Origin of the sequence: Streptomyces sp. NBC_01481 (assembly GCF_026339995.1) — a bacterium.
Classification (GTDB): Bacteria; Actinomycetota; Actinomycetes; order Streptomycetales; family Streptomycetaceae; genus Streptomyces.
In genome coordinates this window covers 1,609,843-1,622,201 of sequence record NZ_JAPEPT010000001.1, presented here as the reverse complement: position 1 = coordinate 1,622,201, position 12,359 = coordinate 1,609,843, and the positions used below count along the sequence as shown (strand labels likewise).

General features: G+C 68.7%; 10 protein-coding genes and 1 tRNA gene. 6 read left to right on the top strand and 5 right to left on the bottom strand.

Translation table 11 applies throughout. The features are described 5' to 3' along the window. The 3 genes from OOK40_RS07455 to OOK40_RS07445 are packed head-to-tail and all read left to right on the top strand — an operon-like array spanning position 1 to position 3,440. Entirely contained in the window at positions 1-1,827 is a 1,827-nt protein-coding gene (locus OOK40_RS07455; protein WP_266477511.1) for a branched-chain amino acid ABC transporter permease, read from the top strand. Between the two features lie 3 nt (positions 1,828-1,830). Next, the gene (locus tag OOK40_RS07450) at positions 1,831-2,724 is read left to right on the top strand and encodes an ABC transporter ATP-binding protein (RefSeq protein ID WP_266477509.1); all 894 of its coding nucleotides are present in this window, start codon (positions 1,831-1,833) and stop codon (positions 2,722-2,724) included. Further along, positions 2,724-3,440 (top strand): ABC transporter ATP-binding protein, encoded by a 717-nt coding sequence (locus OOK40_RS07445; RefSeq protein ID WP_266477507.1) that lies wholly within the window; start codon positions 2,724-2,726, stop codon positions 3,438-3,440. The genes OOK40_RS07450 and OOK40_RS07445 overlap by 1 nt, the downstream gene beginning before the upstream one ends. Positions 3,441-3,499: 59 nt before the next feature. On the opposite strand, the gene OOK40_RS07440 is transcribed toward OOK40_RS07445, so the two are convergent. After that, entirely contained in the window at positions 3,500-4,150 is a 651-nt protein-coding gene (locus OOK40_RS07440) for an ANTAR domain-containing response regulator (protein WP_266477505.1), read from the bottom strand. A 100-nt stretch (positions 4,151-4,250) separates the two neighbouring features. Between OOK40_RS07440 and OOK40_RS07435 the strand changes: the two genes are divergently transcribed. Together OOK40_RS07435 and OOK40_RS07430 are read left to right on the top strand one after the other, a co-directional pair. Then, positions 4,251-4,325 (top strand) — tRNA-Leu (locus tag OOK40_RS07435). A gap of 109 nt (positions 4,326-4,434) precedes the next feature. Next, positions 4,435-5,199, top strand: coding sequence for a transcriptional regulator (locus OOK40_RS07430; RefSeq protein ID WP_266477503.1), 765 nt, complete (start codon positions 4,435-4,437; stop codon positions 5,197-5,199). A gap of 33 nt (positions 5,200-5,232) precedes the next feature. Here OOK40_RS07430 and pyk read toward each other — a convergent pair whose 3' ends face one another. Together pyk and OOK40_RS07420 are read right to left on the bottom strand one after the other, a co-directional pair. Next, positions 5,233-6,666 (bottom strand): pyruvate kinase, encoded by a 1,434-nt coding sequence (pyk, locus tag OOK40_RS07425; RefSeq protein ID WP_266477501.1) that lies wholly within the window; start codon positions 6,664-6,666, stop codon positions 5,233-5,235. A 169-nt stretch (positions 6,667-6,835) separates the two neighbouring features. Further along, positions 6,836-7,549, bottom strand: coding sequence for an SIMPL domain-containing protein (locus OOK40_RS07420; protein WP_266477499.1), 714 nt, complete (start codon positions 7,547-7,549; stop codon positions 6,836-6,838). Between the two features lie 155 nt (positions 7,550-7,704). Between OOK40_RS07420 and OOK40_RS07415 the strand changes: the two genes are divergently transcribed. Next, positions 7,705-9,498 (top strand): bifunctional UDP-sugar hydrolase/5'-nucleotidase, encoded by a 1,794-nt coding sequence (locus OOK40_RS07415; protein WP_266477498.1) that lies wholly within the window; start codon positions 7,705-7,707, stop codon positions 9,496-9,498. Here the strand turns inward: OOK40_RS07415 and OOK40_RS07410 are convergent, their stop codons facing one another. Together OOK40_RS07410 and OOK40_RS07405 are read right to left on the bottom strand one after the other, a co-directional pair. Further along, positions 9,499-10,908 (bottom strand): lysine N(6)-hydroxylase/L-ornithine N(5)-oxygenase family protein, encoded by a 1,410-nt coding sequence (locus OOK40_RS07410; protein WP_266477492.1) that lies wholly within the window; start codon positions 10,906-10,908, stop codon positions 9,499-9,501. Continuing rightward, positions 10,905-12,305 carry an aminotransferase class V-fold PLP-dependent enzyme gene (locus OOK40_RS07405; protein WP_266477486.1) on the bottom strand — a complete coding sequence of 467 codons (1,401 nt, stop codon included), beginning with the start codon at positions 12,303-12,305 and terminating at the stop codon, positions 10,905-10,907. Before OOK40_RS07405 ends, OOK40_RS07410 begins: the two co-directional genes overlap by 4 nt. Positions 12,306-12,359 lie beyond the last annotated feature (54 nt).

The window sequence follows — 12,359 nt, the reverse complement described above, 5'->3', positions numbered from 1 at the left end:
ATGACGACACAGACCACGACCGCGGACACTCCGCGTACCCCGGCCGACAGCGCACAGACGGGCCTCATCGCCCTCCCGCCGCACATCGCGCGAGCGGTGGCAACCGGCGGCGGCGCTCTCACCGTCATCTCCGCGTTCCTCGCCTGGACCTGGACCGCTGCCTTCCCCGGCGACCTCACCGTCTACGGATACCCGGGCGGACTCCAGTGGCTCGTCCTCGTCGCGGGCGCACTGACCACCCTGTTCGGACTCTCCTCGTACGGGGTCAGGGGCCTGAAGTGGCTCGCTCCTGCGGGGGCCGACAGCTCCATCAGGCTCGCCGCACTCGCCGCCTTCTCCACCACCTGGTTCACGCTGATCGCCATCAGCTACCAGCTCGGCGGCCTCGCCAACCTCGAGCCCGGCGGCTTCATCGCGGGAATCGCCACCCTGGCCACCCTCATCGGCGCCCTCGCGCTGCCCTTCGAGCGCCCAGAGCCCGACCCGGCGGACCCCGACGACGCCGGCTGGGACCAGTTCCGGCACAACGCCCGCGCCTCCTTCACCACCTTCAAGGCGGCCTTCGCCAGCGGCACCGCACCGGCCCCCCGCAAGATGTCCTCCTACGTCGAGATCCTGATCATCGTCGCGGCACTCAGCCTCGGCCTGGTCGTCTTCACGTACGGCATCGGCACCGAGTACGACGAGCTGTTCATCGGCTTCCTCATCACCGCCGGTTTCGGCTTCGCCTCCCTCTTCAAGGCCGGCCTCGTCAGCCAGCTGTCCGTGCTCACCGCACGGCACCGCACGGTGACGATGGCAGGCGCCTTCGCCACGGCCGCCGCGTTCCCCTTCACGCAGTCCGACGACCAGTACGCGACCATCGGCGTCTACATCCTGATCTTCGCCACCGTCGCCCTCGGTCTGAACATCGTCGTCGGCCTCGCCGGACTCCTCGACCTCGGTTACGTCGCCTTCCTCGGCGTCGGCGCGTACGCCGCGGCCATGGTCTCCGGATCGCCCTCCTCGCCGTTCGACGTCCACTTCCCCTTCTGGGGAGCGGTCCTCGTCGGCGCCACCGCGTCCATGGTCTTCGGCGTCCTCATCGGCGCCCCGACCCTGCGACTGCGCGGCGACTACCTCGCGATCGTGACGCTCGGCTTCGGTGAGATCTTCCGGATCACCGTCAACAACCTCGACGGCACCTCCGGCCCCGACATCACCAACGGGTCCAACGGCATCTCGTCGATCCCGAACCTGCAGATGTTCGGCTTCGACTTCGGAATCGAGCACAGCATCTTCGGCGTCACCATCGGCCGATTCGCGAACTACTTCTTCCTGATGCTGCTGATCACCCTGATCGTCGTGGTGGTCTTCCGCCGCAGCGGTGACTCCCGCATCGGCCGCGCCTGGATCGCGATCCGCGAGGACGAGACCGCTGCGCTCGCCATGGGCATCAACGGCTTCCGGGTCAAGCTCATCGCGTTCGCTCTCGGTGCGACCCTCGCCGGCCTCGCCGGTACGGTCCAGGCCCACGTCACCTACACAGTGACGCCTGAGCAGTACCAGTTCGCCCACGTCGTCCCGCCGAACTCGGCCTTCCTGCTGGCCGCGGTCGTCCTCGGCGGCATGGGAACGATCAGCGGACCGCTCGTCGGCGCCGCGCTGCTCTACCTGATCCCCGCCAAGCTGCAGTTCCTCGGCGACTACCAGCTCCTCGCCTTCGGCCTCGCGCTCGTACTCCTGATGCGCTTCAGGCCCGAGGGACTCATCCCCAACCGGCGCCGCCAGCTCGAGTTCCACGAATCCGCGGAAGCGCCCACAGTCCTCAGCAAGACAGGGGTCTGATCCATGACCACCGACACCACCACGAAGGGCACCGCCCCGGCCACCGCGCCCGGCGAGACGGTCCTCGACGCCCGCGGCGTCACCATGCGCTTCGGCGGCCTCACCGCCGTACGCTCGGTCGACCTCACCGTCAACAGCGGCGAGATCGTCGGCCTCATCGGCCCCAACGGCGCGGGGAAGACCACCTTCTTCAACTGCCTCACCGGTCTCTACATCCCCACCGAGGGCGAGGTCCGCTACAAGGGCACCGTCCTCCCCGCCAAGTCCTTCAAGGTCACGGCTGCGGGCGTCGCGCGCACCTTCCAGAACATCCGCCTCTTCGGCAACATGACCGTTCTGGAGAATGTGCTCGTCGGCCGCCACACCCGTACCAACGAAGGCCTCTGGTCCGCACTCCTGCGCGGCCCCGGCTTCCACAAGGCCGAAGCCAAGTCCAAGGCACGGGCCATGGAACTCCTCGAGTTCATCGGCCTCGCCGAGAAGGCCGAGCACCTCGCGCGCAACCTCCCCTACGGCGAGCAGCGCAAGCTCGAGATCGCGCGGGCACTGGCCAGCGACCCCGGTCTGCTCCTCCTCGACGAGCCGACGGCCGGCATGAACCCGCAGGAGACCCGGGCGACCGAGGAACTGGTCTTCGCCATCCGGGACATGGGCATCGCCGTCCTCGTCATCGAGCACGACATGCGCTTCATCTTCAACCTGTGCGACCGCGTCGCGGTACTCGTCCAGGGCGAGAAGCTCGTCGAGGGCGACAGCGAAACCGTCCAGGGAGACGAACGCGTCATCGCCGCCTACCTCGGAGAGCCCTTCGAGGGCGCCCCGGGCGAGGAAGAAGCAGCGGAAGTGGAAGCGGCTGAAACCGGGACCACCGGATCCGCAGGCAAGGAGAACGACTGATGACCGCACTTCTCGAAGTCGAGGACCTGCGCGTCGCCTACGGCAAGATCGAGGCCGTCAAAGGCATCTCGTTCAGCGTCGAGGCCGGCGAGGTCGTCACCCTCATCGGCACCAACGGCGCCGGTAAGACCACCACGCTGCGCACCCTCTCGGGCCTTCTGAAGCCCGTCGGCGGCCAGATCAAGTTCAACGGCAAGTCCCTCAAGAAGGTGCCGGCCCACCAGATCGTCTCCCTCGGGCTCGCACACTCCCCCGAGGGGCGGCACATCTTCCCGCGCATGTCCATCGAGGACAATCTGCGGCTCGGCGCCTTCCTCCGCAACGACAAGGCGGGCATCGAGAAGGACATGCAGCGCGCCTACGACCTGTTCCCGATTCTGGGAGAGCGCAGGAAGCAGGCCGCGGGCACGCTGTCCGGCGGCGAGCAGCAGATGCTCGCCATGGGCCGGGCGCTGATGTCCCAGCCGAAGCTGCTCATGCTGGACGAGCCCTCGATGGGCCTGTCCCCGATCATGATGCAGAAGATCATGGCGACGATCGTCGAGCTCAAGGCCCAGGGCACCACCATTCTGCTCGTCGAGCAGAACGCCCAGGCCGCCCTCTCCCTGGCCGACCAGGCTCACGTCATGGAGATCGGCAACATCAAGCTCTCCGGCCCCGGCCGGGAGCTGCTCCACGACGAGTCCGTCCGCAAGACGTACCTCGGCGAGGACTGAGCCCCACACATGCGGAAGGGCCCGCACCCCGGTCAGGGGGTGCGGGCCCTTCCGTATGCCTACTGGCCCTGCGCGGCCTTCTTCTCCTCCGCGTCCTCGATGACCGCCTCCGCAACCTGCTGCATCGACAGCCGCCGGTCCATCGACGTCTTCTGGATCCAGCGGAACGCGGCCGGCTCGGAGAGCCCGTACTGCGTCTGCAGAATGCTCTTCGCCCGGTCGACGAGCTTGCGCGTCTCCAGCCGCTGCGAGAGATCCGCGACCTCCTGCTCCAGCGCCTTGAGCTCCGTGAAGCGAGAAACGGCCATCTCGATGGCCGGGACCACATCGCTCTTGCTGAACGGCTTCACCAGATACGCCATCGCACCGGCGTCCCGGGCCCGCTCGACGAGGTCGCGCTGCGAGAACGCGGTCAGCATCAGGACAGGAGCGATGGACTCCTCGGCGATCTTCTCGGCCGCGGAGATCCCGTCCAGGACGGGCATCTTCACATCCAGGATGACGAGGTCCGGCCGGTGCTCCCGGGCGAGCTCGATGGCCCGCTGACCGTCTCCGGCCTCGCCGACTACCGCGTAGCCCTCTTCCTCCAGCATCTCTTTGAGGTCGAGGCGAATGAGGGCCTCGTCCTCGGCGATCACGACGCGGGTCGTCAGCGGAGGGACATGCGACTTGTCGTCGTCGGCGGGCTGGGGCGAGTCGGGGGCGGTCACGCTGGGCTCCTCGTTCAGGGCATGTACAGCTCTCCATGAGCCTACCCAGCTGCGGTAAGGTGTTGCTGCGGCAGGTCAGGGGAAACCTTTGATTCTGTGAGCCCCGGTAGCCCAATTGGCAGCAGGCAATGGATTCAAAACCCATACAGTGTCGGTTCGAGTCCGACCCGGGGCACCTTTCCTTCGGTTCCAAGGTCACGTTGAAACAGTCGAGGTTCACGTGAACGTGTGATCGTGTCGCCGTTCCGCTCCCAGGCCGTGAAAATCCAGCCAGGCTCGGCCGCATGTACGACGTTGATACTCGCAAGCGAGCCCTGTCACTCATCGCCCAAGGGTGCAGCCTGAACTCGGTAAGCAAGCAGGTGGGCATATCGCGCGCCGCAATCCGCGAGTGGCGAACGCGGATCGAGCCCCTGCCACGCATGCAGGCCCCACCGTGCCCCAGATGCCTTCCCGATCCCGGAGTCCCCGACGATGCCGCCGCGTACTCCTATCTCCTGGGCCTCTACCTTGGCGATGGCTGCATCAGCGCCCACCCACGCGGCGGATACCACCTGCGAATCGCGTGCGCCGACGCGTGGCCAGGGCTTATCGACAGCTGCCGGTCCGCCGTCTTGGCCGTGCGTCCGGAGGGCAGTTGCTGCATTTTGCAGAAGCAGGGCTACGTCATGGTCACGAGCTACGGCAGGCACTGGCCATGCCTCTTCCCCCAGCATGGGCCGGGCAAGAAGCACGAGCGGAAGATCGCGCTCGAACCGTGGCAACAGGAGATCGTCGACGCGCACCCTTGGGAGTTCATCCGCGGCCTGGTCCACTCCGACGGCTGTCGGATCACGAACTGGACCAGCCGCCTCGTCAACGGCGAGCAGAAACGCTACGAGTATCCGCGGTATTTCTTCACCAACGTCTCGGACGACATCCGGCAGCTCTACGTTGGGGCCCTCGACAACGTTGGCGTCGAGTGGAAGCAGGCCAACGCGAAGAACATCTCCGTCGCCAAGCGCACGTCCGTCGCGCTCATGGACCTGCACGTCGGGCCGAAGTACTGACCACACCCCGACCCGACAGACCCAACCAGCCGCCTACGCGTGGCTGTCGTCCTCGCCGATGTGGTGCACCCGTACCAGGTTCGTGGAGCCCGGGACTCCGGGCGGGGAGCCAGCGGTGATCACCACGATGTCGCCCTTCTGGCAGCGGCCGATCTTCAGCAGTTCCTCGTCGACCTGGGCGACCATCGCGTCCGTCGAGTCGACATGCGGGCCGAGGAAGGTCTCCACTCCCCAGGTGAGGTTGAGCTGGGAGCGGGTGGCCGCGTCCGGTGTGAAGGCCAGCAGCGGGATCGGGGAGCGGTAGCGGGACAGGCGCTTGACGGTGTCGCCGGACTGGGTGAAGGCGACCAGGAACTTCGCGCCCAGGAAGTCACCCATCTCCGCGGCCGCGCGGGCCACCGCGCCGCCCTGGGTGCGGGGCTTGTTGCGCTCGGTCAGCGGCGGCAGGCCCTTGGCGAGCACGTCCTCCTCGGCCGCCTCCACGATGCGGCTCATCGTCTTCACCGTCTCGACGGGGTACTTCCCGACGCTCGTCTCGCCCGAGAGCATCACCGCGTCGGTGCCGTCGATGACGGCGTTGGCGACATCGGATGCCTCGGCGCGCGTGGGGCGGGAGTTGTCGATCATCGAGTCGAGCATCTGGGTCGCCACGATGACCGGCTTGGCGTTGCGCTTGGCGAGCTTGATGGCGCGCTTCTGGACGATCGGCACCTGCTCCAGGGGCATTTCGACGCCGAGGTCGCCGCGGGCGACCATGATGCCGTCGAAGGCGGCCACGATGTCGTCGATGTTCTCGACGGCCTGCGGCTTCTCGACCTTCGCGATGACGGGGAGCCGGCGGCCCTCCTCGTCCATGATGCGGTGGACGTCCTCGATGTCGCGTCCGTTGCGTACGAAGGAGAGCGCGATGATGTCCGCGCCGATGCGCAGCGCCCAGCGGAGGTCTTCGATGTCCTTCTCGGACAGAGCGGGGACGGAGACGGCGACGCCGGGGAGGTTGAGGCCCTTGTGGTCGGAGATCATGCCGCCTTCGACGACGGTGGTGTGGACCCTGGGGCCGTCCACCGCGGTCACTTCCAGGGCGACCTTGCCGTCGTCGACGAGGATGCGCTCACCGATGGTGACGTCTCCGGCGAGGCCCGCGTAGGTGGTACCGCACATGTGGCGGTCACCCTCGGTCTCCTCGACGGTGATGGTGAACTCGTCTCCGCGTTCAAGCAGTACGGGACCTTCGCGGAAGCGTCCCAGGCGGATCTTCGGACCTTGAAGGTCGGCCAGGACGCCGACGCTGCGGCCCGACTCGTCGGACGCTTTGCGAACGCGCTGATAGCGCTCCTCGTGCTCGGCGTAGGTGCCGTGGCTGAGGTTGAAGCGGGCGACGTCCATTCCGGCCTCGACCAGTGCCTTGATCTGGTCGTACGAGTCGGTGGCGGGCCCAAGAGTGCAGACGATCTTTGCTCGGCGCATATGTCGAGCCTAGGCCTTACCGGCCGGTAGAGAATTCGTCTCGCATGACCACTCAACAACCTTTACGTGAAGGGTTATTGACAAGTGTTTAATTGTGCGCGGGGGTGCTCCGATGAGCATTCCGAACCGCCGGAGCCCACCCCTCAGCTGCCCCTCTGATCACACTCCGTCACAGCTGTGGCGGCGTCATCGTAAAGCGGGCATTGACCTGCGCGTAGACGGTCTGGCGCTGTGGTTCCAGATCCAGAGCGGGTGCGATTTCGGCGGATTCGGTGCCGCCGTACGCAGCCATGCGCATGGCACCGGGGGCTTGCGGCATTCCGTACGGCACAGCATTCTCCGCGCCCAGGTCGGCGAGCTCGACCAGGGCGGCCAGCCGCGCGCCCAGCGCCTCGGCGTACTCACGGGCCCGCTGGACGGCCTCCTTCACGGCCTGGCGGCGGGCCTCGCCGTGGGCCGGCGAGTCCGGGCGCAGAGCCCACCAGGGGCCGTCGACGCGGGTCAGCTCAAGGTCCGCGAGACGGGTGGTGAGTTCGCCGAGGGCGGTGAAGTCGCTGAGTTCCGCCGTGATGTGGACCCGGCCGTAGTACGCGCGGACGCGTTCGCCCCGGCCGTGCCGGGTCAGTTCGGGCGTGATGGAGAAGGCGCCGGTCTCCAGCTTCTCCACCGATTCGCCGTACGACTTGATCAGGTCCAGGACTGTGGAGTTGCGCCGGGTGAGGTCCTCCAGGGCGCTGCGCCGGTCCGTGCCGCGCGCGCTGACCGTGACGCCGATCCTGGCGATCTCCGGGTCGAACTCCAGCCGCGCCTCGCCGCGGACGGCGACCCGTGGCGTCTCCGGGGTGCCGTACGGAGCGGCGGTGGTGGGTGCGTCGGTGGTCACGGGCGGGCTCCCTCGTATCGCGGTCGTCACGGACCACTCTCCCATCCGGGTCCGACAACGGGTGGTCACCAGATGGAAACCCCCAGGGGGTGTTGCGGAAGGTGGCTCCTGCGCCAGAATCTACGCGCGTTGTGCCATCTCAAGAGGGAGACGAAATGCCGCTCGATCGAAGGACGTTCCTGGGTACGTCCGCCGCTACCGGCGCCGGTGTCGCGCTTGCCGGAGCCACTGCATCCCCCGCCGCGGCGACGGGCCACACACGTCCGCCGAAGCGGTACTCGTTCACCGTCATGGGCACCACCGATCTGCACGGCAATGTCTTCAACTGGGACTACTTCACGGACAAGGAGTTCGACGACAAGACCCACAACGACGTGGGCCTGGCGAAGATCTCCACGCTGGTGAACAAGATCCGCGAGGAGAAGGGCCGGCGCAACACGCTCCTCATCGACGCCGGTGACACCATCCAGGGCACCCAGCTCTCGTACTACTACGCCAAGGTCGACCCGATCACGGCCCGGCGCGGTCCCGTGCACCCCATGGCGCAGGCCATGAACGCGATCGGGTACGACGCCGCGGCGCTCGGCAACCACGAGTTCAACTACGGCATCCCCGTGCTGCGCAAGTTCGAGGAGCAGTGCGACTTCCCGCTGCTCGGTGCGAACGCGCTGGACGCCAAGACGCTCCGCCCGGCCTTCCCCCCGTACAGCGTCCACCGCCTGTGCACCCCGCACGGCCGTGACGTCAAGGTCGCGGTGCTGGGTCTGACCAACCCCGGCATCGCCATCTGGGACAAGGCCAACGTCCAGGGCAAGATGGTCTTCCCGGGCCTCGAGGAGCAGGCCGCGAAGTGGGTGCCGAAGCTGCGCTCCATGGGCGCGGACGTCGTGATCGTCTCGGCGCACTCGGGTTCCAGCGGCACGTCCTCCTACGGCGACCAGCTCCCGTACATCGAGAACGCCGCGGGTCTGGTGGCCGAGCAGGTGCCCGGCATCGACGCGATACTCGTCGGCCACGCGCACACCGAGATCGCCGAGTACTTCGTCGCCAACAAGGAGACCGGCCAGAAGGTCGTGCTCTCCGAGCCGCTCAAGTGGGGCCAGCGGCTGACCCTGTTCGACTTCGACCTTGTGTGGGAGAAGGGCCACTGGACGGTCGAGAAGGTCGGCGCGCAGGTCCTCAACTCCAACACGGCCGACGAGGACCCCAAGATCACCCGGCTGCTCGGCGACGAGCACAAGAAGGTCGTGGCCTACGTCAACCAGATCATCGGCACCTCCACGGCCGGCATGACCACGGCCGACGCGCCGTGGAAGGACGAGCCGATCATCGACCTGATCAACCATGTCCAGGCGGAGACGGTGAAGGGGGCGCTGGCCGGCGGCCAGTACGCCGCGCTGCCCGTCCTCTCGCAGGCCTCCTGTTTCTCGCGTACGGCCGCGATCCCGGCGGGCCAGGTGACCATCAGGGACGCGGCGGGGCTCTATGTCTTCGAGAACACCCTTGAGGCCCGGCTGCTGACCGGCGCGCAGATCAAGGACTACCTGGAGTTCTCGGCGCGCTACTTCGTGCAGACACCGGTGGGCGCTCCGGTCGACACCGCCAAGCTGACCAACGCGGACAACACCCCGGACTACAACTACGACGCGCTCTCGGGTGTCACGTACGAGATCGACATCGCCAAGCCGGCCGGTTCGCGGATCGCAAAGCTGTCCTTCGACGGCAAGCCGATCGATCCGGCCGCGCAGTTCGTGCTGGCCGTCAACAACTACCGGGCGAGCGGCGGCGGGAACTTCCCGCATGTCGCGCGCTCCCAGCAGCTGTGGGCGAATTCGGAGGAGATCCGCAACACGATCATCAACTGGGTGAAGGCGAAGGGCACGGTCGACCCGGCGCAGTTCGCCACGGTGGGCTGGAAGCTGACCCGTGAGGGTACGCCGGTCTTCTGATCAGGCGTGGTCCACGAGTGGGAGCAGGCCCGCCGGCGGGTGCGCCGGGCGGGCCTGTTCGCGTTTCAGGCCGAAGCTGGTGAAGGCGGTGCGGCGCGGCAGCGGGTAGTGCTCCTCGCCGGTGAGGGAGTTGAGGATGCCGGCGCTGCGCCAGGCGGCGAGGCCGAGGTCGGGCGCGCCGACGCCGTGTGTGTGGCGCTCGGCGTTCTGTACGTAGACCGAGCCGGTCACCGGGGGGTCCAGGAGCAGCCGGAACCGGTCGTCGACGCGGGGGCGGCCGGAGGCGTCGCGGCGCATGTACGGGTCGAGGCCGGCCAGCATCCGGTCGAGCGGCCGTTCGCGGTAGCCGGTGGCCAGCACCACGGCGTTGGTGGTGAGCCGGGAGCGGGTGCCCTGCTGGGCGTGTTCCAGATGCAGCTCGACCTTGGTGGTGCCGACGCGGCCCGCGGTGCGCACGGTGACGCCGGGGGTGAGGACGGCGTCGGGCCAGCCGCCGTGCAGGGTGCGGCGGTAGAGCTCTTCGTGGATGGCGGCGATGGTGTCGGCGTCGATGCCCTTGTGGAGCTGCCACTGGCGCGGGACGAGAGCGTCGCGGGTCTGCTCGGACAGTGCGTGGAAGTAGCGGGTGTAGTCGGGGGTGAAGTGCTCCAGGCCGAGCTTGGAGTATTCCATCGGCGCGAAGGCTTCCGTACGGGCCAGCCAGTGGATCTTCTCGGCCCCGGGCGGCCGGGCCCGCAGCAGGTCGAGGAAGACCTCCGCTCCGGACTGGCCGGAGCCGATGACCGTGATGTGCTCGGCGGCCAGCAGCCGTTCGCGGTTGCCGAGATAGTCCGCGGAGTGGATCACGGGGACTGCGGGGGCCTCGGCGAGGGGCCGCAGCGGCTCGGGGACGTAAGGCTCGGTGCCGATGCCGAGCACGAGGTGTCGTGCGTATGCGCGGCCCAGGGCCTCCGCCTCGCCCTCGGCATTGAGCTGGGTGAAGTCCACTTCGAAGAGGTCCCGTTCGGGGTTCCAGCGGACGGCGTCGACCTGATGGCCATAGTGCAGCCCGGGCAGACTGTCGCTGACCCAGCGGCAGTACGCGTCGTACTCGGCGCGCTGGATGTGGAACCGTTCGGCGAAGTAGAAGGGGAAGAGCCGGTCCCGGGAGCGCAGATAGTTCAGGAACGACCAGGGGCTGGCCGGATCCGCGAGGGTCACCAGGTCGGCGAGGAACGGGACTTGGAGCGTGGCGCCCTCGATCAGTACGCCGGGGTGCCAGGTGAAGGCGGGCCGCTGTTCGTAGAAGGTCGCGGCGAGGCCGCCGGGGACGCCGTGGGCGAGGGCGGCGAGGGAGAGGTTGAAGGGGCCGATGCCGATGCCCACGAGGTCGTGGGGCTGGTCCTGTTCTGGTGCGGGCGTGCCGGTCATCGGGGGGTGCCTTCCACGAGTTCGATCAGGACTTCTTGGATCAGAGCGGTCAGGTCGCCGGGGGTGGCGTGGGGGTTGAGGAGGGTGGCCTTGAGCCAGAGGCGGCCGTCCGCGCGGGCACGGCCGAGGACGGCGCGACCCGTGGTGAGGAGGGTGCGGCGGATGGCTGCGGTCTGTTCGTCGGTGGCCGCTGCGGGCCGGAACAGGACGGTGGTGAGGGTGGGGCGTTCGTACAGCTCCAGGTGCGGCTGCTTGTCGATCAGGTCCGCGAGTTGTCCGGCGGCGGCGCAGGTGCGGTCGACGAGCGCGGCCAGGCCGGTGCGGCCGAGCGCCCGGAGGGTGACGGCGACCTTGAGGATGTCGGGGCGGCGGGTCGTCCGCAGGGAGCGGCCTAGCAGATCGGGCAGGCCCGCTTCGGTGTCGTCGTCGGCGTTGAGATAGTCGGCGCGGACGGCGAGGGGCGCAAGGAGTGTCCGGTCCGGGACGGCGAGCAGGCCGGCGGCGACCGGCTGCCAGCCCAGTTTGTGCAGATCGAGGGTGACGGAGTGGGCGCGGTCTAGGCCGTTCAGCTTGGGGCGGTGCTGCTCGCTGAACAGGAGCGGTCCGCCGTACGCGGCGTCGACGTGGAGCTCCGCGCCGTGGCGGTCGCACAGGTCGGCGATCTCGGACAGCGGGTCGATCTGCCCGGTGTCGGTGGTCCCGGCGCTCGCCGCGACGAGACTCGGGCCCGGCAGATCGGTGAGGGCCTCGTCGAGCGCGGCCAGATCCAGGATGCCCGCGGGCGAGGGTACGGTCACCGGCTCGGGCAGGCCGAGCAGCCAGGCGGCGCGGTGCACTGAGTGGTGGGCGGCGGACCCGCAGATCACCTGGACCGCGCCGTGGCGTTCGCGGGCGAGGAGCAGGCCGACCAGATTGGACTCGGTACCGCCGGTGGTGACCAGGGCGTCCGGGTCCTGGGCGTGCGGGTAGACCTCCTCGGCCAGTGCCCTGCTCACCAGGGCCTCCAGCGCGGACGCGGCCGGGGCCTGGTCCCAGGAGTCCAGGGACGGGTTGAGCGCGGACGCGGCGAGATCGGCGGCGACGGCGAGGGCGAGGGGGGAGGTGTGCAGGTGGGCTGCGCACAGGGGGTCGGCGGGGTCGGCGGCGCCGTGCGCGAGGGTGCGGACGAGGGTGCGCAGCGCCTCTTCGGCGCCGGTGCCGTGGTCGGGGAGCACGGGCTCGACGGCCTCGCGCACGCGGGCGGCGACGGCGTCCGGGCCGCCGCTCGGCAGCGGGCCGCCGCGGGCCGCCGCGCCGTCGCGGAGCGCGTCGAGCACGACGGCGAGCAGGGGCCGCAGGGCGTCGGGGCCTGCGGTACCTCCGGCGAGGGCGGGGAGGCCGGGCGGCGGCGTACTCATGCGGGTCCTTCGGTGAGCGCGGGGGCGGGGTGCGCGCATTGCTCAACGATTTGG